Origin of the sequence: Nocardia coffeae (genome assembly GCF_019890715.1) — a bacterium.
Taxonomy (GTDB): domain Bacteria; phylum Actinomycetota; class Actinomycetes; order Mycobacteriales; family Mycobacteriaceae; genus Nocardia; species Nocardia jiangxiensis.
This window is the reverse complement of sequence record NZ_JAINZY010000003.1, coordinates 354,531-379,619: the sequence shown is the minus strand read 5'-3', so window position 1 is coordinate 379,619 and position 25,089 is coordinate 354,531. Positions and strand designations below refer to the sequence as shown.

Sequence of the window (25,089 nt, the reverse complement as noted above, 5' to 3'; positions counted from 1 at the left end):
ACCGGTGGAGAGTGCCGGCAAGGCGGCACTCTGCACCGGTGGTCGGGCTAGTCGGTGATCACCACCCGGATCTCGTCGTCCGCTGCTTCGGTGGACTCCTGCGAGGTCACGAACCAGTGGGTGACCTCGCCGTCGGCGAGGTCGTCGGCGAGGTCGCCGCCGTTCGGCAGGACCGACAGGGCGCCCGCGGTGGCCGAGGTGAGGAATTCGGCCAGGGCCGCGGGGCCCGCCGTAGCGGCGGTGAACGTCGTCGACTCGTAATCGATGCCGTTGTCCTCGCGCAGGGTTTCGGCGTGGTCGAGAGCCTGTTCCTGGGTCAGGGTGAACCAGGAACCGTCGGCGCGGCGGGCGATGAGGGCCGGATGGTCCTCGTGCAGCGGGCGCAGGCGATCGGCGTAGGAGACCGGATGCGCCGGAGCCGCGGCGAGTTCCGCCTGCACCTTCGGATCGGTCGGCACCAGCCAGCGCATCGACTTCGCCGCCGGTTCCAGCGTGATGCCGAATCCCGCTCCCGCCGAGACGATCTCGCCGAAGGACAACCCGTCCGCGAACAACGCCGCCGCACCGGCCTTCTGCACCGCCCACAGCGAGACCACGGCCTCGACCGAACGCGGCAGCGCCACCGCGACGATGTCGCCGGGGCCCACCCCACGTTCGATCAGCACCCGCGCCAGCTGCGAGGACCGCGAATCGACCACCTGATAACCGATTTCGGACTCGCCGACCAGCAGCGCCGGGGCCTGCGGATCCTCTTCGACGACCGCGCCCAGCGTCGTGGCCACGGTGCGAGCGCCGACCCGCGCGGACGCGGATTCGGTTGCGGCGCCACCGGATTCGACCAGGATTCGGGCACGTTCGGCGGCGTCGAGGATATCGATGTCGGCCACCAGCGCGTCCGGATCACCGATCAGCGCCTCGAGCACCCGCTCCAGCCGCGCGGCCAGGGTTCGCACCTCGGCCTCGCTGTACCGGCTGGTCAGATACTCCAGATTCACCGCGATGGTGGTATCGGCGGTCACCGTGATGGTCAGCGGATAGTGCGTACCACCCTTGAAATCGATACCGGTCACCGCGACGCCGTCGATGGAGCTGGCGGCGGCGATCGCCTCCCGGTCCACCGGATAGGACTCGAACACGACCAGCGAGTCGAACTGCGCACCGAGTCCGGCCACCCGCAGGATGTCGGGCAGACCGACGTAGTGGTGATCCATCAGCGCCGCCTGCTCGCCCTGCAATCCGGTCAGCAGATCGGCGACCGTGCGATGGTCGTCGACCCGCACCCGCACCGGCAGGGTGTTGATGAACAGGCCGACCATCGACTCGATACCGGTCAGCTCGGCCGGACGGCCGGATACGGTCGCGCCGAACACCACGTCACCGCGGCCGGTCAGGCGCCCGACCAGCAGACCCCAGGACGCCTGCACCAGCGTGTTCGCGGTGACCCCGAGATCGGCGCAGAACTTGCTCAGGCGCTGCGTCCGCTCGGCGTCGAGTTCGATGCCCACGTGCTCGATCTCGAAATTGTCGACCGCCTTCGGTTGCGGCGCGATCAGTGTCGGCTCGTCGATACCGGCCAGCGCCCGCGCCCACGCCTGCAGCGACTCCTCACGGTCGCGTACCGACAGCCAGGCCAGGAAGTCCCGGTAGGACGCCACGTGCGGAAGCACGCTCACATCACCGTGCACCGCGTACAGCACCAGCAGATCCCGCATCAGCAGCGGCATCGACCAGCCGTCGAACAGGATGTGGTGCGCGGTGATCGCCAGCCGCCACTGCTGCGTCTTCGGATCACCGTCCGTGTCGAGCTTGTACAGCCCGAACCGGATCAGCGGCGGCGCCGCCATGTCGAACTGCACACCGCGGTCCTGCGCCAGCTGCCGGTGCAGTTCGGCCTCGCGCTGCTCGGCGGGCAGATCGGTGAGATCCACTTCCCGCCAGGGCACCTCGACGCGCTCCTGGACGATCTGCACCGCCTTGCCATCGGTGTCGGTGGTGAAGGCGACCCGCAGATTCTCGTAGCGATCCGCCAGCGCCTGGACCGCCGCGTGCAACCGATCCGCGTCCAGTGTTCCGGTGAAGTCCAGGCGCGCCTGCTGGCTGTAGACGTCCATGCTCGACTCGGACATCATCGCGAGGAAGAACAGCCCCGACTGCAGCGGCGAGAGCGGCCACACCTCGGTCATCGCCGGATAGGTCTGCTCCCACGCCCGCTGGTCGGCCGGATCGACCTCGACCAGCGGACCGGTCGGCAGTTCCGGTTCGGAACCGCCGAGCACCGCACCCGCGGCGATCCCGGCGACGGTGCGCCGCTCGAACACCTCGCGTGCACTGAACACCACGCCGCGCGACTTGGACCGCGACACCACCTGAATCGACAGGATGCTGTTACCGCCGATTCCGAAGAAGTCGTCGTCGACGCCGATGTCCTCCCGGCCGAGCACGTCGGCGAACACCTCGGCGACCACCTGTTCGGTCGGCGTCGACGGCGCGCGGTACGGGGTGGACTCGAATTCGGGTTCCGGCAACGCCTTTCGATCCAGTTTGCCGTTCACGTTCAACGGCAGCGCATCGAGCGTCACGAATGCCGCGGGCACCATGTACGAGGGCAGGTTCGCGGACAGTTCCGAACGCACCTGCGCCACATCGAGATCCGTATCCGAGGTCACCAGATAGGCGACCAGCCGGTCACCGAGGCGCGGATCCGACTTGGCCAGCACCGCGGTCTGCGTGATCTGTGGCAGGGCCAGCAGCGCCGCCTCGATCTCACCCAGCTCGATCCGGAAACCACGGATCTTCACCTGGAAGTCGGTGCGGCCCCGGTAATCCAGCTCACCGGCGGCATTCCACACCGCCAGGTCACCGGTGCGGTACATCCGCTCACCGACGTCGAACGGGTTGGCCACGAACCGATCCGAGGTCAGCTCCGCCCGGCCGAAGTAGCCGCGCGCCAGCTGCGCACCGGCCAGATACAGCTCGCCGGGCACCCCGGCGGGCACCGGCCGCAACCGCGAATCCAGCACGTACACCTGGGAATTCCACTCCGGAACACCGATCGGCACCGACGTCACGTCGGCCTCGCCGACCTGATGGCTGGTGATCGACACGGCGGCCTCGGTGGGCCCGTACAGGTTGAACAGCCCGGCCGCATTGCCGGTGCGGAAGCGCTGCGCCACCGAGCCCGGCAGCGCCTCACCGATCGCCAGCACCCGCAGCAGCGAATCCGGCAGTGCCCCGTCGGATTCGGTCAGCAGCGCATCGAGCATCGAGGGCACCACGTGCAACGTGGTCACCGACTCGCGCGCCATCAGCCCGTTCAGATACTCCGGATCCTGATGACCGTCGGCCGTGGCGATGACCAACCGGCCGCCGCAGACCGCGGCGGTCCAGAACTCCCAGACCGACAGGTCGAAGGTGGCGGCGGTCTTCAGCAGTACCGAATCCTCCGCGCCCAGACCGAATTCCGCGGTCTCCCACAGCAACTGGTTCACGATCGCCGCATGCGGCACGGCCACGCCCTTCGGGCGTCCCGTCGAACCGGAGGTGAAGATGACGTACGCGGTGTTCTCCGGGCGCAGGACACCGAGCCGCTCGGCGTCCGCGATCGGCGCATCGTCGCCGTCCTGCTCCGCATCGATCCGCACGACCGGCGCGATCGTGGTCTCGAACGCGGTCTCGGCGTTGGTCAGCACACAGACCGGGCCCGCGGTGTCGAGGATGTAATCGGTGCGCTCGGCGGCCTGATCCGGATCCACCGGCACATACGCACCACCGGCGGTCGCCACCGCGTACATCGCCACGACCAGATCAACCGACCGGCGCAGTGCCAGCGCGACCCGTGCCTCAGGCCCAACGCCCAGCGAGATCAACCGGCGCGCAAGACGATTCACCCGCGCACCGAGTTCGGCGTAGGTGATCGTGCTGCCGTCGGGGGCGATCAGCGCCGCCGCATCGGGCGTGCCCGAGACGGTGTGCTCGAGCAGCGACACCAGGGTCGCCGAACGATCGGTCGCATGCGCGGTCGCGTTGCGATCCGACACCAGCTCGGTGACCTCGCCCGCGTCCAGGTAGTCCAGATCGCCGACGGGCTTGTCCGGCGCGGCGACGATCTCGCCGAGCAGCCGCACGAACCGGTCCGCGAACACCTGTGCCGTCTCGCGGTCGAACAGATCGGTCGCATAGGTGAGGTCACCGGCGATGCCGAGCGGCGTGCCCGACTCGTCGTACCCGTCACCCACGATCAGATGCAGGTCGAACTGCGAGATCTCGACGTCCACATCGAGTCCGGACACGGTCAGGCCGGGCAGTTCCAGGCTGATCCGGGCCAGGTTCTGGAACGACATGCCGACCTGGAACAGCGGATGCCGCGCAGTGGACCGCTCCGGGTTGAGCACCTCCACCAGACGCTCGAACGGCACGTCGGCGTGCGCGAAGGCCTGGATGTCCGACTCCCGCTGGCTCCCCAGCAGATCGGCGAACGCCGCACCGGGCTCGACCTGCGTGCGGAACACCAGGGTGTTCACGAACATGCCGATCATGTCGTCCAACGCGGCCTCACCGCGGCCCGCCATCGGCGTACCGATCGCGATGTCCTCGGTACCCGACAAACGAGCCAGCAGCACCGCGAGCGCGGTGTGCACGACCATGAACAGCGTCGCACCCTGCTCGCGAGCCACGTTCACCAGCGCGGCGTGCGTATCCGCGTCGATCCGCAGGCTCACCGTGCCACCGGCGAAGGTCTGCATCGCCGGACGCGGCCGGTCCGCGGGCAGATCCAGCTGATCGGGCAGATCCGCCAGCGCCCTGCGCCAGTACGCGATCTGCTTGGCCGCCAACGATTCCGGATCGTCCTCCGAGCCCAGCACCGCACGCTGCCAGATGCTGTAGTCCGCGTACTGGGCGGCCAGTGGCTCCCAGTCCGGGGCCACGCCCGCCGAGCGAGCCGCGTAGGCGGTCATCAGATCCCGCGTCAGCGGTCCCATCGACGAACCGTCACCGGAGATGTGGTGCACCACCATGGCCAGCACGTATTCGCCCGTGCCGTCGGCTCCCGCCGCGGACACCTCGAACACGGCCACCCGCAACGGCACCTCGGCGGTCACATCGAACGAGGCCGAGAAGAACTCGAGCACCGCCGATTCGACCTGATCCGCCCCGGTCACCCGCACATCCAGCGCCGGAATCGCCTGCACCGCAGGCAGAATCACCTGCACCGGCCCCTGATCGGTCTCCGGGTACACCGTGCGCAGCACCTCGTGCCGGGCCACCAGATCACCGATCGCGCCCCGCAGCGCGGGCACGTCCAGCGCACCGGTCAACCGCACCGCGATCGGCACGTTGTACGCGGTGGAGTCCGGATCGAAGCGGTTCAGGAACCACATCCGCTGCTGCGCGAGCGACAGCGGAATCCGTTCCGGCCGTTCCAGACTGCCGATCTCGACCCGGTCGCCGCGGCTCTGCGCCGCCACGGCCTCCGCGAGCCCGGCCACCGTCGGCGACTCGAACAGCGAACGCACCGTGACCGTGGTGTCCAGGGCCGCGCCGATCCGCGCGGTGACCTGGGTCGCGATCAGCGAGTTACCGCCGAGGGCGAAGAAATCGTCGTCCACGCCGACCCGATCCACGCCGAGCACCGCGGCGAACACGCCCGCCACGACCTCCTCGATCGGGGTGCGCGGCGCGCGGAACTGCGTCTCGGCCTCGAACACCGGCTCGGGCAGGGCGCGCCGGTCCAGCTTGCCCACGGGGGTCAGCGGGACGCGGTCGATCACCATGATCGACGCGGGCACCATGTAGGCCGGCAGGCGTTCCTGCAGGTGCGCGGTCAGCGCGCCGACGTCGACCGAATGTTCCGGCGCGGCAACGACGTACGACACCAGCGCGGTCGATCCCGCCGCACCGCGGTGGCCGAGGGTGACCGCGAAGCCGACCGTCTCGTGTGCGGTGAGAGCGGCGTCGATCTCCCCCAGCTCGATGCGGAAACCACGCACCTTCACCTGGAAGTCGGACCGGCCGACGTACTCCACCGAACCGGCGGCGGTCCACCGGACCACATCACCGGTGCGGTACGCGCGCCCACCGGGCACGTACGGATCCGCCACGAACCGCTGCGCGGTCAGGCCGTTGCGCGCGTGGTAGCCCCGCGCGAGCTGGACACCGGACAGGTACAGCTCACCCGCGACGCCCACCGGCACCGGCCGCAACCGCTCGTCCAGGACCAGCAGGCGCATACCGCGGATCGGACCGCCGAGGGTGACCGGCTCCTCGGGCACCAGGGCGCCGAGGGTGGTCGCGATGGTGGTCTCGGTCGGTCCGTAGACGTTGTGCATCCGGCGCATCGTCCCGTCGGCCAGCGGCACGACCCACTTGGCGACCAGATCCGCGGGCACCGCCTCACCACCGGCGGTCAGCACCCGCAGGCTGTCCAGACCGGTCGGGTCGACCGTGGACAGCGCGGCCGGGGTGATGAACGCGTGGGTGACGCCCTCCGCGCGGATCAGATCGGCCAGCTCCGCACCGCCGTAGACGCCCGGCGGGACGATGACCAGCCGGCCGCCCGCACCGACGGCGAGCAGCAGTTCCAGGATCGACGCGTCGAAGCTCGGCGAGGCGAAATGCAGTGCCCGCGTAGCGGAGTCGAGCCCGTAGAGCTCGAGCTGCTCGTCCCGGAAGTTGGCCAGGCCCGCGTGGGTGACCATGACGCCCTTGGGGACGCCGGTGGAACCGGAGGTGTAGATGACGTAGGCCGGATGCGCCGGAACCAGCGGGCGCACCCGATCCGCGTCGGTCACCGCGGCGGCGTCGAATCCGGCGGTGTCCAGCTCGTCCAGCACGAGCCACTGCACCGAATCGGGCAGCTGCTCGCGCACCGCGGCCACGGTCAGGCCGACCCGGGCGCCGGAATCGGTGAGCATGTGCGCGATGCGGTCGGCCGGATAGGTCGGATCGATCGGCACGAACGCCGCACCCGACTTGGTCACCGACCACTCCGCCAGGTTCGAATCCAGCGATCGCGATATCGCGACGGCCACCAGATCCTCGGCCCCGAGGCCACGCTCGATCAGCAAACGCGCCAACCGGTTCGACTGCTCGTCCAGCTCGGCGTAGGACAGACTCCGGCCCCACGACGGACCCGCCACGGGGGCGTGCCCCTCCACCACGGCGATCGCCTGCGGATCGCGCGCCACTGCCTCGGCCAGCAGCTCCGGCAGCGTGCGCGGCGCGGTGGCGGGCAGTCCGGTGCGCGAGATCAGGTCCGCGCGCTCGCTGTCCTCGATCAGCTCGAGATCGCCGACCGAGATGTCCGGCCGCTGCACGATCTGTCGCAGCAACCGCACGAAACGCTCCGCGATCACCTCGACCGATGCCTGATCGAAAAGGTCACGGGCGAAGGAGAACTGAGCCGAGATACCCGAGTCGACGTGCGACTCGCGCAGGGTCAGCGACAGGTCGAACTTCTCGATGCCGGAATCGAATTCGACCCCGCCGACCCGCAGATCGGGCAGTTCGAACGTCGTCTCGGGCATGTTCTCGAACGACAGCGCCACCTGGAACAGCGGATTGCGCGCGGTGGACCGCTCCGGGGCGAGCAGTTCGACCAGCCGCTCGAACGGAATGTCCGCGTGCGCGAACGCCTGCAGGTCGACCTCGCGAGCCTCGGCCAGCAACTCCAGGAAGCTGCGCTGCCCGCTCACCTCGGTCCGCAACACCAGGGTGTTGACGAACATACCGATCAGATCGTCGAGTTCGGCCTCGCCGCGGCCCGCGACGGGCGTGCCGACGGCGATGTCCTCCGAGCCGCTGAGCTTGGCCAGCAGCACGGCCAGCGCGGCGTGCACGACCATGAACAACGTGGTGTTCTGCTCGCGGGCGATCTCCCGCAGCGCCTCGTGCACCTCGGCGTCGATCGGGAACAGCACGTGCCCACCGCGATACGACGGCACCGCCGGGCGCAGCCGGTCCACCGGCAGGTTCAGCTCGTCGGGCAGATCGGCCAGCGTGGTCCGCCAGTATTCGGCCTGCGCCGACAGGACGCTGTCCGGGTCGTCCTCCGAACCCAGCACCGCGCGCTGCCAGACGCTGAAGTCCGCGTACTGCACCGGCAGCGCAGGCCAGCCCGGGGCGTCACCGGCGGTGCGGGCCGCGTAGGCGAGCATCAGATCCCGGGTCAGCGGGCCCATCGACCAGCCGTCCGCGGTGATGTGGTGCGCGACGAACACCAGGACGTATTCGGCATCGCCCGACGCGTCGATCCGCAGCAGGCGGGCCCGCAACGGAACCTCTGTCGTCACGTCGAATGCGGCGGTGACCAGTTCGATCACGGTGTCCTGCACCGCGTCCGGCTGCACCGGCACCGGCGTGAGATCCGGAACCGCCTGTGCGACAGGCAGAATCACCTGCTGCGCCAGACCCTCGCGCTCCGGGTAGATGGTGCGCAGCACCTCGTGCCGCTCCACCAGATCACGCACCGCTGCCTGCAACGCGTCCAGATCGACGTTGCCGGACAACCGCACCGCAGCGGGCACGTGGTAGGCGGTGGAGGTCGGATCGAACCGGTTCAGGAACCACATCCGCTGCTGTGCCAGCGACAGCGGCACCTGCTCGGGTCGCACGGTCGCGGCCAGCGCGGGCCGGGCGACATCCGAACCGGCGTACTGCGCCACCCGCGCGGCCAGTTCGGCCACGCTGGAGCGTTCGAACAGCTCCCGCACCGACACCCGCGTCTGCAGGGCTGTACCCAGTCGCGCGGTGACCTGCGTCGCGACCAGCGAGTTACCACCGAGGGAGAAGAAGTCGTCGTCCGCGCCGACCCGGTCCACACCGAGCACCTCGGCGAACACACCGGCCACGATCTCCTCGATCGGCGTGGACGGCGCGCGGAACTCGCGATGGGCGAACTCCGGCTCCGGCAACGCCTTTCGATCCAGCTTGCCGCTGGTGTTCAGCGGGAACTCCGCCAACTCGACGACCGCGGCGGGAATCATGTAGGCGGGCAACGATTCCGCGGCGGCGGCCAGCAGTTCGTGCTGATCGATCGACTGTCCGGGCGCGGGAACCGTGTAGGCCACCAGCTGATCACCCAGCTCCGAGGACAGCACCAGCACCACGGCCTGGCTGACCGTCGGATGCGCCAGCAGCGCCGCTTCGATCTCGCCGAGTTCGATGCGCTGACCGCGGAATTTCACCTGGAAGTCGGTGCGGCCGATGTAATCCAGCACCGGCGTGCCATCGGTGACGCGCCACGCCACCAGGTCACCGGTGCGGTACATCCGCGCGCCGTCCGTACCGAACGGGTCGGCGACGAACCGGTCCGAGGTGAGATCCGGACGCGCCACATAACCGCGCGCGAGCTGGTCACCGGCGAGATACAGCTCACCGGCCACCCCGGCCGGAACCGGCCGCAGCCGCGAATCCAGGACGTACACCTGGGAATTCCACTGCGGCGCACCGATCGGCACGCTGAGGCGCTCGGCCTCGGTCGCGGGCCAGTAGGTGATCGAGACCGCGGCCTCGGTCGGACCGTACAGGTTGTGCACCGTCGCATCGGAGATCGCACGCATCGCCGCGACCGTCTGCGGCGGCAGCGCCTCACCGATGACGAACACGTCGCGCAAGGTCCGCACCGCACCGGCCGAGGTGTGCGCGGCGAACACCGTCAGCATCGACGGCACGAAGTCGGTGACCGTGACACCCTGCGCGGCAATGGTTTCCGCGAGGTATTCCGGATCGCGATGACCGTCGTGGGTGGCGACGACCAGTTTCGATCCCGCGCGCAGCGGCATGAAGTAGCCCCAGAGCGAGACGTCGAACGTCGTCGCGGTCTTCTGGAAGTAGACGTCATCCGCACCCATCGGATACTCGGCGAGCATCCAGGTGATCTGGTTGTGGATCGCGGCATGCGAGACCGCGACGCCCTTCGGGCGACCGGTCGAACCGGACGTGAAGATCACGTACGCCGGGTTGTCCGGGAGTACGGGTCCTTCCAGCTCGTCGGGCTCGAGCGGCGTGACGTCGAATCCGTCCAGGTCGACAGTTTCCAGATCCAGCACCTCGATACCCTCGGGCACCGGCACCGCGGCGGCGGTACGGGTCAGCACGCACACCGGCTGCGCGGTCTCGAGCACATGCGCGATCCGCTCGGCCGGATGATCCGGATCCAACGGCACATACGCACCACCCGCGGTGATCACCGCGTACATGCTCACAACCAAGTCGATCGAACGACGGATCGCCAGCGCGACAAGCGATTCCGGACCGACACCGGCCCAGATCAACCGGCGCGCAAGCAGATTGACCCGCTCGTCGAACTCCCGATAGGTCAGCTCCTCGCCCTCGAAGCTCACCGCCACCCGATCCGGATGCGCGGCCACCGTGCGACGGTATCCGTCCAGCAGCAGCTCCGGTGCGACCTCGTGCCGAGTGTCGTTCCAGCGCACCAGGATTCGTTCACGTTCGGCGTCGTCGAGCAGTTCGATCTCGCCCACGCGCCGATCCGGCCGGTCCACCAGCACGTCCAGCACGTGCAGCAGTCGCGCCGACAGTTCCTCGACCTGATCATCGGTGAAGTGGCTCACCAGGTACTTCATCGCCAGCACGACGGTCGCCTCGGCGCTGACCATCACCGTCATCGGGTAATGCGTGTCGTCGTACATGCCCGCGCCGGTCACCGACATGCCGTCGATGGAACTGGTCGCCTCGATCGCATCCTTGTCCACCGGATACGACTCGAAGATCACGAGCGAATCGAATCCGACGCCGGTGCCCGCCACCCGCTGGATGTCGGTCAGGCCCACGTAGTGGTGATCGAGCAGATCGGCCTGGTCCGCCTGCAGACCGGACAGCAACTGCCCCACCGACGTCGCGTCGTCGACCCGCACCCGCACCGGCAGGGTGTTGATGAACAGGCCGACCATCGATTCGACACCCGGCAGTTCGGCCGGGCGACCCGAGACCGTGGCGCCGAATACCACGTCGTCCTGGCCGGTCATCCGGCCCAGCAGCACACCCCACGCCGCTTGGATCAGCGTGTTGACGGTGATGCCCAGCTCGGCGCAGTACCGCTTGATCTGCTCGGTCCGCGCGGCATCGATCTCGGTGACCTGCCGGCCGATCTCGTAGGTCTGCTCCTCGACCACGACCTGCGGCGCGAGCAGCGTCGGCTCCTGGACGCCGGACAGCGCGGTCTGCCAGGCGCGCAGCGAGGCGTCCCGATCGCGACCGGCCAGCCAGGCCAGGTAGTTCCGGTAGGGCGCGACGCGCGGCAGCACGCTCGCGTCACCGCGCACCGCGTACAGCATCAGCAGATCCCGCAGCAGCGGCGGCATCGACCAGCCGTCCAGCAGGATGTGGTGCGTGGTGATGACGATCTGCCATTCCCGCGCGTCGGTGCGGTAGAGGGTGAAGCGCAGCAGCGGCGGTGCGGACAGGTCGAAGTGCTCGGCCCGATCCGCGGCCATCAGCCGCTTCAGTTCGGTGTCGCGTTGTGCCGCAGGCAGATCGGTGAGATCCACCTCGCGCCACGGCGCCTCGACCCGATCCAGCACGACCTGCACCGAGCGGCCGTCGGCATCGGTGACGAACGCGGTGCGCAGGTTCGGGTACCGCACCAGGATGCCCTGGGCGGCCGCGCGCAGCCGCGCGATGTCGACCGTGCCGCTCAGTCCGACGGTGGACTGCACGGTGTAGACGTCGACGCCGCTCTGCGCCAGCAGCGCGTGGAACAGCAGACCCGACTGCAGCGTCGAGAGCGGCCACACGTCGATCAGCGCCGGATAGTTCCGCTCCCAGATCGCGATATCGGTCTGGGTGGCGGGCACCAGCGGCAGATCCGACGGCGTGAGGCCACCGGCGTCCGGGCGGCGGGCGTGCCGCGCCAGCGCGGTCAGCGCCTCGACCCACAGGTCGGCGAACTCCTGCACCTGCTCCCGGTCCAGCAGACCGGTCGGATAGGTGAACGAGGCGCCCAGGCGCAGACCCTGCTCGCCGTCGGTGACGATCGCGTTGATGTCGACCGCGCCGTTGGCGGGCATATCCGCGTCCTGGCCCACGGACAGATCGCCCAGATCGTCCACCGGCACCCAGCCCAGTTCGGCCAGGCCCTCGGGCACCTCACCGGCGGAGATCCGGCCCAGATAGTTGAAGCTGATCTGACCGGGATCGCCCAGCTGCGCAGCGGTTTCGGAGTTCAACCGGCGCAGCAGACCGTAGCCCAGGCCCTTGTCGGGCACGGCCAGCAACTGCTCCTTGATCGCCTTGACCACCGCGCCCAGTGCGGGTCCACCGGCGAACGCGTCGTCCAGATCGGCGCCGACCGGATCCAGCCGCACCGGATAGGCGGTGGTGAACCAGCCCACGGTGCGGGACAGGTCCGCACCCGGCACGACGTCCTCTTCGCGGCCGTGGCCCTCGACGCGGATCAGCGAGGCGCCACCGGTGCGCGGACGCCACCGCGCCACGGCCAGTGCCAGCGCCGAGAGCAGTCCGTCGTTGACGCCGCCGTGGTACAGGCCCGGCAGGGTGGTCAGCACGGCCTCGGTGACGTCGGCGGGCACGCTGACGCGCACCTGCTCCACCGTCGCATTGGTGTCCACGGCCGGATCGAACGGACGCGCACCCAGCTGCGGATCCGGCGTCGCCGAAACCCGCTGCCAGAACGGCAGTTCCGCCAGACGCTCGGCATCGGACGCGGCCTCGGTGAGCGCGTGCGCCCAACGCCGCATCGAGGTGCCGTTGGCGGGCAACGCCACCGGCTGCCCGGCCGCCAGCTGCGACCAGGCCATCGCGAAGTCCGGCAGCAGGATGCGCCAGGACACGCCGTCCACCACGAAGTGATGGCCGACGATCAACAGCGCGTCGCGTCGTGTGCTGCCCGCCTCGGCGGCGAACCACACGAACTGCATCATGGCCGCGTTCGCCGGATCCAGATGTCCCAGTGCCGCATCGAGTTCCGTGGTCGCCAGGCGGTTCAGCGCCTCGGCGTCGAGATCGCCGGGCAGCTCGACGCGATGCAGCAGTGCGTCCACATCGACCGCGCCGGGCTCGAGTGCCTCGAAGGCCCAGCCGGTCTCGGCATCGCCGCGCAAACGCGACCGCAGCACGTCGTGGTGGTCGAAGACCGCGCCGATCGTCGCGACCAGCGTCGCCCGATCGATGCCCTCGGGCAGGCGCACCGTCATCGACTGCGAGAACCGCTCGTACGACGAGCCGCCGGCCAGCAGCTGCGTCATGATCGGGGTCAGCGGGATCTCGCCGACGCCGCCGCCGGGCAGCTCGGCCAGCTTCTTGCGCTCGGAAGCGTCACCGCGCGTGGCGATTTCGGCCAGCGATGCCACGGTGCGCCGTTCGAAGACGTCGCGCGGGGAGAACACCACGCCGCGCGCCTTGGTCCGCGACACCAGCTGGATCGACAGGATCGAGTCGCCGCCCAGGGAGAAGAACGAATCGTCCACGCCCACCTGGTCGACGCCCAGCACCTCGGCGAACACCGCGGCGATGACCGTCTCGATCTCACCGACCGGAGCGCGGAATTCCCGCGGCGCGAGTTCGGGTTCGGGCAGCGCCTTGCGATCCAGCTTGCCCACCGGCGTCAGCGGAATCTCGTCGAGCACCACGATCGCCGAAGGGACCATATGCGGCGGCAGGGTCCGCGCGACGTGGGCGCTCACCTCGGCCGGATCGACCGCGCGACCCGGGACGCCCAGGATGTAGGCCACCAGAATCGTTGCCCCGGCAGCGGTTTCGCGCCCCATGGTGAAGGCGAACTCGACGTCCGGGTGGGTGCCCAGGACGGCGTCGATCTCACCCAGTTCGATGCGGAAGCCGCGGATCTTCACCTGGAAGTCCGAGCGGCCCACGTAGTCCAGTTCCCAGCGAACCGACGCCAGCGCCTCGTTACCGGCGCGCTCGCCCGGTTCGGCGAACCAGCGCACCACGTCACCGGTGCGGTACATCCGCGAACCCGGCGCGCCGAACGGGTTGGGCACGAACCGATCCGCGGTCAGATCGGGCCGGTTCCGGTACCCGCGGGCCACGCCGCCGCCCGCCAGATACAGCTCACCCGCGACACCCGGCGGCACCGGATGCAACCGCGCGTCCAGCACCAGGGCCGACATGCCGTGCACCGGCTCGCCGATGGTGATGTGGCGGCCCGGGAACAGCCGTGCGTAGGAGGAGATGATCGTGGTCTCGGTCGGACCGTAGGCGTTGAAGTACTTGCGGCCGGGCTGCCACTTGGCCAGCAGTTCCGGCGTGGTGACATCGCCACCGACCGAGGCGACCAGCAGCTGTTCCTGTCCGGCCGGATCCACGGTGCCCAGCACGGCCGGGGTGATGATGCTGTGCGTCACCTGCTCGGTGTGCAGCAGCTCGGCCAGATCCGGACCACCGATGACGTGCGCGGGCGCGATCACCAGCGTCGCGCCGGTGGAGAAGGCACACAGCCATTCCAGCACCGACGGGTCGAAACTCGGCGAGCAGATGTGCAGCATGCGGTGCTGCGACTCCAGCTGGTAGTGACCCACCGCGACATCGACCAGGCCGCCCAGACCCGCGTGGGTCACGGTGACGCCCTTGGGCCGTCCGGTCGAACCGGAGGTGTAGATCACGTACGCCGGGTGCCGCATGCGCAGCGGGGTCAGCCGGTCCGCATCGGTGATCGGCTCGGCCGAATGTGCGGCGCACAGCTTTTCGGTCGACGCGTCGTCCAGAACCAGCCAGTCCACCTCGGCGGACAGGTCCGCCACCTGCGCCGAACCCGTGATGCCCAGTACCGCACCGGAATCGGTGAGCATGTGCGCTACGCGATCCTCGGGATAGTTCGGGTCCACCGGCACGTGCGCGCCACCGGCCTTGCTGACCGCCAGCACGGCCAGCACCATCTCGTAGGACCGCGGGAAGGCCAGGGCCACCAGCTTTTCCGGGCCCACACCGCGATCGATCAGCACGCGCGCCAGGCGCGAGGACCGCTCGTCGAGTTCACCGTAGGTGATCGAACGTCCGTCGTAGCGCACCGCGATCCGGTCGCGGCCCAGCTCCACGCCGCGGCTCAGCAGGTCCGGCAGCAGGCCCGTGGCCATGACGTCGTCGTCGTGCACCTGGGTGAGCAGCTCGAACTCCGGCGCGGTCAGCAGCGACACATCACCGATCGAGGCATGCGGGTCGGCGGCCAGCACGCTGAGCAGACGCACGAACCGACGGGCCAGCACCTCGACCGTGTCGTCGTCGAAAAGGTCACGCGCGAAGGAGAATTCGGCCTGCATACCGGAGTCGTCGAGCGACTCGCGCAGGGTCAGCGACAGATCGAACTTCTCGATCCCGGACTCGAACTCGACCGCGCCGACCCGCAGGCCGGGCAGCTCGAAAGCGGTCTCGGGCATGTTCTCGAACGACAGTCCGACCTGGAACAGCGGATTGCGCACCGTGGACCGCTCCGGCGAGATCATCTCCACCAGGCGTTCGAACGGGATATCCGCATGCGCGAACGCCTGCAGATCGGTCTCCCGGGCCTGTGCGAGCAGGGCCTCGAAGCTCGACTCGGGCCGCACGTCGGTCCGCAACACCAGGGTGTTGACGAACATGCCGACCACGTTGTCCAGTTCCGCCCGGCCACGCCCGGCGACCGGGGTGCCGACCGCGATGTCCTCGGTTCCGGACAGCTTCGCCAGGAACGTCGCGAGCGCGGCGTGCACGACCATGAACAGTGTCGTGTGCTGCTCGCGGGCCAGGCGCTGTAGTGCGGCGTGCAGATCGGCATCGATGGCGAACGGCACCCGCCCGCCGCGATAGGTCGGCACACCCGGGCGCGGCCGGTCGACGGGCAGATTCAGCTCGTCGGGCAGGCCCGCGAGCGCGCCGCGCCAGTAGTCGGCCTGCGCGGCCAGCACACTGCTCGGATCGTCCTCCGCGCCCAGCGCCTCGCGCTGCCAGATGCTGAAGTCCGCGTACTGCACCGGCAGCGGCGACCACGCGGGGGCCTCACCGGTGCAGCGGGACGCGTAGGCGAGCATCACGTCGCGGGTCAGCGGGCCCATCGACCAGCCGTCCGCGGTGATGTGGTGCGCCACGACGACCAGGACGTGTTCGATCGAAGCGTCCTCGGTCGCCACGCGCAGCAACCGGACCCGCAGCGGCACTTCGGCAGTCACGTCGAAGCCCGCGGAGACCAGTTCGGCGACGGTGTCCGGCAACGCATCCGGCCGCACCGTGATCGGCTCCAGATCCGGAACCGCCTGTGCCACCGGCAGAACCACCTGATGCGCGAGGCCGTCGCGCTCCGGGTAGATCGTGCGCAGCACCTCGTGCCGCTCGATGACGTCCCGCACCGCGGCCTGCAGCGCCGCGGTGTCCAGCTCGCCGGTCAACCGCACCGCGACGGGCACGTGGTAGGCCGCGGACTGCTGGTCGAACCGGTTCAGGAACCACATCCGCTGCTGGGCCAGCGACAACGGCACCAGCTCCGGCCGCGGCCGCGCGACCAGGGCGGGACGGTCGGCGGCAGCGGAATCCTGCTCGACCTTGACCGCCAGGCCCGCCACCGTCGAGGACTCGAAGATCGCGCGCACCGGCACCTGCGCATCCAGCGCCGCGCCGATGCGGGCGGTCACCTGGGTGGCCAGCAGCGAGTTGCCGCCGAGGGCGAAGAAGTCGTCGTCGACACCGATCCGCTCGACGCCGAGCACGTCGGCGAACACGCTCGCCACGATCTCCTCGATCGGCGTGGACGGCGCGCGGAAGGCCGCCGTCTCGAACTCCGGCTCCGGCAGCGCCCGGCGGTCCAGCTTGCCGTTCGCGTTGAGCGGCAACACATCCAGCACGACGAATGCCGAGGGCACCATGTACGAGGGCAGTTGCCCGACCAGACGGGCACGCAGCGCCTCGAGGTCCACACTTCCGGCGGCGGGCACCACATAGGCGACCAGCCGATCACCGGCGCGCTCGTCGGAGTGCACGATCGCGACCGCCTGCGCGACGGAATCGGTTGCGGTGAGCTCGGATTCGATTTCGCCGAGTTCGATGCGCTGACCGCGCAGCTTCACCTGGAAGTCGGTGCGGCCCATGTAGACGATCGCACCGTCACCGGTGTACCGGACCAGGTCACCCGTGCGGTACATCCGGGAACCATTGCCCGCTGCACCATCGCCCCCGGACCCGCCCCCGAAGGGATTCGCCACGAACCGGTCGGCGGTCAGATCGGCGCGGCCCAGATAGCCGCGCGCGGTCTGCGCGCCCGCCAGATACAGCTCACCCGCGACGCCCACCGGCACCGGGTGCAGCCGCGAATCCAGCACGTACGCCTGGGCGTTCCACACCGGCGAGCCGATCGGCACCGCGGTGCTGACGTTCTCGGCGACCGGCGCGTAGGTCGCGTGCACCGTGAATTCCGTGGGGCCGTAGAGGTTGTGCAGCCGCGCGGACACGCCCAGGCGGCCGAACGCCGCCACGGTGTCCGGGGTGAGCGCCTCGCCCGCGACGAACAGGATGCGCAGCGTCTCGAGCGCCTGTGCCGATGCGCTGTCGGAGAACACCCGCAGCATCGAGGGCACGAACGAGGTCATGGTGACGCGCTCGGCGGCGATCACGTCGGCGAGGTACCGCGGATCGCGATGACCGTCCGGGCTCGCGATCACCATGCGCGCGCCGACGGCCAAGGGGGCGAACAACTCCCACACCGACACGTCGAACGTCGCGGGGGTCTTGAACAGCACCACGTCGTCCTGGCCGATGCCGTATTCACCGGTGATCCAGGCGATCTGGTTCGTCACGGCGGAGCCGGGCACCGCCACACCCTTCGGGCGACCCGTCGAACCGGACGTGAAGATCACGTACGCCGGGTTCTCCGGCAGCACCGGACCCTCCAGCTCGTCCGCCTCCAACGGCGTGACCTCGAAACCATCCAGATCGATGGTCTCCAGATCCAGCACCTCGATACCCTCGGGCACCGACACCGCATCCGCAGCACGAGTCAGCACACACACCGGCTGCGCGGTCTCGAGCACATGCGCGATCCGCTCCGCCGGATGATCCGGATCCAACGGCACATACGCACCACCCGCGGTAATCACCGCGTACATGCTCACAACCAAATCGACCGAACGACGAATCGACAGCGCCACAAGCGATTCCGGACCCACACCAGCCCAGATCAACCGGCGCGCAAGCAGATTGACCCGCTCGTCGAACTCCCGATAGGTCAGCTCCTCGCCCTCGAAGGCCACCGCCACCCGATCCGGATGCGCAGCCACCGTGCGGCGATACCCGTCCAGCAGCGAGGTCGCCTCGACCCGATGCCCGGTGTCGTTCCAGTCCCGCAGGATCAGCGCGCGCTCGGCCTCGTCGACGAGTTCGAACTCACCGGCGGGTGTGGCCGGGGCCGCGGCGATCTCGCCCAGCAGGCGCAGGAACCGGCTCGCGAAGCCCTCGACCGTCGCGGCGTCGAACAGATCCGTCGCGTAGGTGAAGTGGCCGTCGATACCGTTCGGCTGACCGGCGTCGTCGTAGCCGTCGGCCAGGAACAGGTGCAGGTCGAACTGGGAGATCTCGGTGTCGACCTCGATCCCGGACAGCGTCAGACCCGGCAGTTCCAGATTCGTCACGCCCATGTTCTGGAAGGACAGACCCACCTGGAACAGCGGATGACGCGCGGTCGAGCGGACCGGGTTCAGCGTCTCGACCAGCCGCTCGAACGGCACGTCGGCGTTGGCGAACGCCTGGATGTCGGTCTCGCGCTGGGTTTCCAGCAGATCGGCGAACGTCGTCGCGGCATCGACCTGTGTGCGGAACACCAGCGTGTTCACGAACATGCCGATCATGTCGTCCAACGCGGCCTCACCGCGACCCGCCATCGGCGTACCGATCGCGATGTCCTCGGTACCCGACAAACGAGCCAGCAAAACCGCCAGCGCGGTGTGCACGACCATGAACAGCGTCGCACCCTGCTCACGGGCCAGATCGACCAGCGCGCGGTGCAATTCGGCGTCGATCCGCAGCGCGGCCTTGCGACCGGCGAAGGACTGCACCGCCGGACGCGGCCGGTCCGCGGGCAGATCCAGCTGATCGGGCAGATCCGCCAGCGCATTCGTCCAGTAGGCGGTCTGCTTGGCCAGCAACGATTCCGGATCGTCCTCGTTGCCCAGCAGCGCGCGCTGCCAGATGCTGAAGTCCGCGTACTGCACCTCCAGCGGGGCCCAGCCGGGGGCGTGGCCGGTGGAGCGAGCCGCGTAGGCGGTCATCAGATCGCGCGTCATCGGGGCCATCGAGGAGCCGTCACCGGAGATGTGGTGCACCACCATCGCCAGCACGTACTCACCCGAACCGGTCTCGAACAACGTCACCCGCAACGGCACCTCGGCCGTCACATCGAAGGTGGCCGAGAAGAATTCGAGCAGCAGCGCCTCGATGTCGCCGGCCGCGGCCTCGCGCACCGTCAGTTCGGGCACCGACTGTCCCGGCGGCAGGACGACCTGCACCGGACCGGTCTCGGTCTCGGGGTAGACCGTGCGCAGCACCTCGTGCCGGGCCACCACGTCGGCGACGGCCTCGCCCAGCGCGGCGACGTCGAGGTCGCCGGTGAGCCGGACCGCGATCGGCACGTTGTAGGCCGCGGACTGCTGGTCGAACCGGTTCAGGAACCACATCCGCTGCTGCGCCAGCGACAGCGGGATCCGCTCCGGACGCTGCGTCGCACGCAGTGCGGGACGGCCGCCGGTGTGCCGCTCGACCCGGGTCGCCAGTCCCTCGACCGTCGAATTCTCGAATACGGTGCGCACCGGCACCCGGGCGTCGAGTGCGGCGCCCAGCCGCGCGGCCACCTGGGTGGCCAGCAGCGAGTTGCCGCCGAGGGTGAAGAAGTCGTCGTCCAGGCCGATCCGCTCGACGCCGAGCACGTCGGCGAACACGCCCGCCACGATCTGCTCGATCGGCGTCGTCGGCGCGCGGAACTCGGTGGTCTCGAATTCCGGTTCCGGCAGGGCCTTTCGATCCAGCTTGCCGCTGACGTTCAACGGGAACTCGGCCAGCACCACGAATGCCGCGGGCACCATGTACGAGGGCAGGCTCGCGGTGAGCGCGGCCTTCACCTCCGCGATGTCCAGTGCGCCGTCGGCCGGGATCAGGTAGGCGACCAGGGTGTCGCCGAGGCGCTGATCCGCGCGCGCCACCACCGCGGCGCGGGCGACCTGCGGCAGCGTGAGCAGCGCCGCCTCGATCTCACCCAGCTCGATCCGGAAACCACGAATCTTCACCTGGAAGTCGGTGCGGCCCCGGTAATCCAGCTCACCCGAGGCATTCCACACCACCAGGTCACCGGTGCGGTACATCCGCTCGCCCATACCGAACGGGTTCGCCACGAACCGATCCGAGGTCAGATCGGCGCGGCCCAGATACCCGCGTGCGAGCTGCACACCGGCCAGATACAGTTCACCGGCCACCCCGTCCGGCACCGGACGCAACCGCGAATCCAGTACGTAGACACGGGAATTCCACTCCGGCACACCGATCGAGACCGAGGTCGCCTCGTCGTGGGTGACCTCGTGGTTGGTGATCGAGACCGCCGCCTCGGTCGGGCCGTACACGTTGAACAGACCCGAAGCGTTGGCACGCAGGAAGCGCTGCGCCACCGAGCCCGGCAGCGCCTCGCCGATCGCCAGCACTCGTCGCAGCGAACTCGACAGTGCGTCCGCGGATTCGGTCAGCAGACCGTCCAGCATCGAGGGCACGGTGCCCAGCGTGGTCACGCCCTCGCGGGCCATCAGGTCGTTCATGTATGCCGCGTCGCGATGCCCGCCGGGCGCGGCGATCACCAGGCGGCCGCCGGTCAGCGCACCTGCCCAGAATTCCCACGTCGAGACGTCGAAGGTGGCCGCGGTCTGCAGCAGCATCACGTCGTTGTCGTCGAGGCCGAATTCGGCGACCTCCCAGAGCATCTGGTTCACGATCGCGCCGTGCGAGACGGCCACACCCTTGGGCCGGCCGGTCGAGCCGGAGGTGAAGATCACGTACGCGGTGTTGTCCGGACGCAGTCGTCCGGTCCGCTCACCGGCGTCGATCGCCGCATCCGAGAGGTCCGACAGATCCAGCTCATCGATGCGCACCACCGGCGCGACCTCGGTGCCGAACGCGGTCTCCGCATTGGTCAGCACACAGACCGGCGCCGCGGTCTCGAGGATGTAGCCGGTACGTTCGGCGGGCTGATCCGGGCCCAGCGGCACGTACGCGCCACCGGCGGTCACCACCGCGTACATGGCCACGACCAGATCCACCGACCGGTCGAAGGCCAGCGCCACCCGCGACTCCGGACCCACGCCGAGCGAGATCAGATGGCGCGCAAGGCGATTCACCCGGCGATCGAGCTCGTCGAAGGTGATCCGGCCGCCGTCGGGGCCGATCAGGGCCACCGCGTCGGAGCGGGCACCCAGGGTCGCGGCCAGCAGCGAGGCCAGCGTCGCGGAGAAGTCCACCGCGTGATCGGTCGCGTTGCGCTGCACCAGGATCCGGCTGCGCTCGGTGCCGTCGAGCAGATCGATATCGCCGACCGCCGCAGCGGGATCGGCGGTGATCTCACCCAGCATCCGCACGAAGCGATCGACGAAGCCCTGCACCGTGGCGTGGTCGAACAGATCGGTGGAATAGGTCAGGTAACCGCTGATGCCCTGGGAAGCACCGGATTCGCCGTAGGCGTCCGCGACGATCAGGTTCAGATCGAATTGCGACTGCCGAGTGTCCAGCTCGAGCGCCGACACGGTCAGGCCGGGCAGTTCGAGTCCGGCCTGGGCCAGGTTCTGGAACGACAGGCCGACCTGGAACAGCGGATGCCGCGCGGTCGAGCGGACCGGGTTGAGCACCTCGACCAGCCGCTCGAACGGCACGTCGGCGTGCGCGAAGGCCGCGATATCGGTTTCCCGTTGCCGCGCCAGCAGATCCGTGAAGGATTCGCCGAGATCGATCCGCGTCCGGAACACCAGCGTGTTCACGAACATGCCGATCATGTCGTCCAGTGCCGCCTCGCCGCGACCGGCCATCGGCGTACCGATGGCCACGTCGTCGGTGCCGGACAGGCGCGCCAGCAGCACCGCGAACGCGGTGTGCACGACCATGAACAGCGTCGTGCCCTCGGTGCGCGCCAGTTCGGCCAGCGCCCGGTGGATCTCGGCATCGATCCGCACCTCGACCCGGCCACCGGCGAAGGTCTGCGCCGCGGGCCTCGGCCGATCCGCGGGCAGGTCCAGCTGATCGGGCAGATCCGCCAGGGCCGTGCGCCAGTACGCGATCTGCTTGGCGGCCAACGATTCCGGATCGTCCTCCGAGCCCAGCAGCTCGCGCTGCCAGATGCTGTAGTCCGCGTACTGCACGGACAGCGGCGCCCAGCCCGGCGCCTCGCCCATCGCGCGAGCGACGTACGCCGACATCAGATCCCGCGTCAGCGGGCCGATGGAGGAACCGTCGGCGGCGATGTGGTGTACCACCATCGCCAGCAGGTATTCCACCGAATCCGTGCCGGTGATCTCGAACAGCGCGACCCGCAGCGGAACCTGGCCGGTGACATCGAAACTCGTCGAGATCAGCCCGGCCATCGCCGCCTCGATCTCGTCCGCGGCGACCGCGGTGACCTCCAGCTCCGGCACGGCCTGCCCGACGGGCAGGATCACCTGCACCGGGCCGCCGGCCTGCGCACCGCTCGCGGTGACCTCCGGGTACACCGTGCGCAGGACCTCGTGGCGAGCCACCAGGTCGCCGATCGCCGATCGCAGCGCATCGACGTTCACCGCACCGCGCAGCCGCACCGCCATCGGCACGTTGTACGCCGCCGAGGACTGGTCGAACCGGTTCAGGAACCACATCCGCTGCTGCGCCAGCGACAGCGGAATCCGTTCCGGCCGTGGGCCCGCCACCAGTGCGCGGTGACCGGACCCGGCCTGACGTTCCACGCGTGCGGCCAGCACGCCCACCGTGGACGCCTCGAACAGCAGCCGGACCGGAACCCGGGTGTCGAGCGCGGCGGACAGGCGGGCCGCCACCTGGGTCGCGATCAGCGAGTTGCCGCCGAGTTCGAAGAAGTCGTCGTCGACGCCGACCATCGTGCCCAGACCGAGCACGTCGGCATAGGTGTGCGCGACGATCTCCTCGATCGGCGTGGACGGGGCACGGAATTCGCGTACCTCGAACGACGGCGCGGGCAGCGCGCGACGGTCCAGTTTGCCGTTGGGGCTCAACGGAAGCGCGTCGAGCACGATGATCGCCGAGGGCACCATGTAGGACGGCAGCAGTCCGGTCAGATGCGTCCGAAGGGCCAGATCGTATCCGGCGGAATCGAATTCGGCACCCGGCTGCTCGGCGGGCACGACGTACGCGACGAGCCGGGCACCGGTACGGTCGTCGGAGCGCACCATGGCCACCGCCTGCGCGACGGTCTCGTGCGCCCGCAGCGCGACCTCGATCTCGCCGAGTTCGATACGCAGACCGCGCAGCTTGACCTGGAAATCGGTACGGCCGCGGTAGATCAGCTCACCGTCGGCGGCACGGGCGACCAGGTCGCCGGTGCGGTACATCCGACCGCCCTCACCGAATGGATCGGCCACGAACCGATCCGAGGTCAGGTCGGTGCGGCCCACATAGCCGCGCGCGAGCTGCGCGCCCGCCAGATACAGCTCACCCGCGACACCCACCGGAACCGGCCGCAGCCGCGAATCCAGCACGTACGCACGGGTGTTGAACACCGGACGGCCGATCGGCACGAGGTCGACGTCCGCATCGGTCACCTCGTGATAGGTGACGTCGACCGCGGCCTCGGTCGGGCCGTACAGGTTGTGCACCGCCGAACCGGTCAGCTCGCGCAACCGATGCGCGGCCTCCGGGCCGAGCGCCTCACCGGAGGCGAACACCATCCGCAGCGAACCACACTGCACCACAGCGGATTCGGCGACGAACACCGACAGCATCGACGGCACGAAGTGCGCCACCGACACACTCTCGGCCGCGATCAGCTCCGCCAGGTACGCCGGATCGCGATGACCGTCGGGCTTGGCCACGACCAGCCGGGCGCCGATCTGGAAGGGCCAGAAGAACTCCCAGACCGACACGTCGAAGGTCGACGGCGTCTTCTGCAGTACGACATCGTCAGCGGTGAGCCCGTATTCGGACTGCATCCACACCAGACGGTTCACGATCGCCCCGTGCGAAACCGCCACACCCTTCGGACGACCCGTCGAACCGGAGGTGAAGATGACGTACGCGATGTGCTGCGGCAGCAGCGGGCTGATCCGCTCCGCATCGGTGACCGGCGCGTCGGAGTAGCCGGCGGTATCCAGCTCGTCGAGCAGCAGTACCGGCACACTCTCGGGCGCGAATTCGTCTGCGGCAGTGGTGAGTACGCATGCCGGGCGCGCGGTGTCGAGCACGTGGGCGATGCGTTCGGCAGGCTGTTCCAGATCCAGCGGCACGTACGCGCCACCGGCCTCGACCACCGCGTGGATGGCCACGACCAGTTCGAGCGAACGCCGCAGGCCCAGGGCCACCGGCACGTCGGGGCCGACGCCCGCCTCGATCAACCGGCGAGCGAGACGACGCACGCGCGAGGCGAACTCGGCGTAAGAGAGAGTTGTCCCCTCGAACGTGAGCGCGGGCTCGTCCGGCGTGCTCGCCGCCTGTCCGGCGAACATCGACGGCAGCGTCGCGGCACGTCCCGCGAGCGCGGCGGCCAGATCGAAACGCGTGTCGTTCCACACGCGCAGTTCGAGTTCGGCCTCCCGCGCATCCAGCAGCGGCAGATCGCCGACCGGCCGATCCGGGGTCACCGCAACGGCCTTGAGCAGCCGCACGAAGCGCCGCGCGAACTGGGCGATGGTGTCGGCGTCGAAAAGGTCGGTGGCGTAGATGAACTTGGCGCTCATCCCCGCGGGCGCGGGGATGCCGCTACCGGCCCCCTCGGGGGCCTGCATCCGTTCGGTCAGCTCCAGCTGCAGATCGAATTTGGCCGTCTCGATGGGCAATTCGACGCCGTGGATGGTCAGGCCGGGCAACTCCAGCGTGGTCCGGCCGGTGTTCTGCAGCGACAGCATCACCTGGAACAGCGGATGCCGGGCCTGCGAACGCGTCGGATTG

The 25,089-nt window shown here is 69.3% G+C and carries 1 protein-coding gene (cut by a window edge); it reads right to left on the bottom strand.

The features are described 5' to 3' along the window. Window positions 1-47: 47 nt before the first annotated feature. A protein-coding gene (locus K7711_RS15125; RefSeq protein WP_222969903.1) for a non-ribosomal peptide synthase/polyketide synthase crosses the window boundary here: on the bottom strand, window positions 48-25,089 show its 3' portion. The gene runs 25,316 nt beyond the window's last position; 25,042 of the gene's 50,358 nt are visible here — the last part of the coding sequence; its start codon lies off the right edge, out of view; it ends in the stop codon at window positions 48-50.